Annotated in this window: 1 pseudogene; it reads right to left on the bottom strand. The window is 47.1% G+C overall.

The annotated features are described in order from the left end of the window. Window positions 1-459: pseudogene (locus tag ES017_RS15355) on the bottom strand (hypothetical protein); the annotation flags it as partial.

Below are 459 nucleotides of genomic sequence, written 5' to 3'. Positions count from 1 at the left end.
CCCTGATGCGCGACTGCAGATGTATTTTTCAGCGTCACCTTGCCGCCATTATAAATTTTAGCAATCGCGGTGTCAGGACCCGTTGTATGAATTTCTCCCTGGTTAAATGAAACAGTCCCCTGGCGAGCAGCGATGGCATGAGCATTGTCCCCATGCGTGGTAATATCAACATCGGTTAATGTAACGCTGGCATTGGTATAATCAAGCTTGCTACCCGCCTTGACGACAGTGCCATTAGCGTAAGCGGCATAACTTTCTGTTCCGTGGGTTGTTATCTCCCCTTTTGCCATATCCAGTTTTGCTTTGGTGTTATTTTCATTACTTCCTGTATCGGCAGTACTTTCTTCATCAAGAGAAGATACACACGCACGCGCGCTTCCGGGAGATGCACAAGCAAGAACGCCGACTGCGTGATTACCCGCAGTAACAATAAAAGTAATACCTTCGTCAGATAAATGG

The sequence above is a fragment of the Anoxybacillus sp. EFIL genome, assembly GCF_013096955.1.
GTDB classification, from domain to species: Bacteria; Bacillota; Bacilli; order Bacillales; family Anoxybacillaceae; genus Anoxybacillus; species Anoxybacillus ayderensis.
This window is presented reverse-complemented; position numbering and strand designations above follow the sequence as displayed.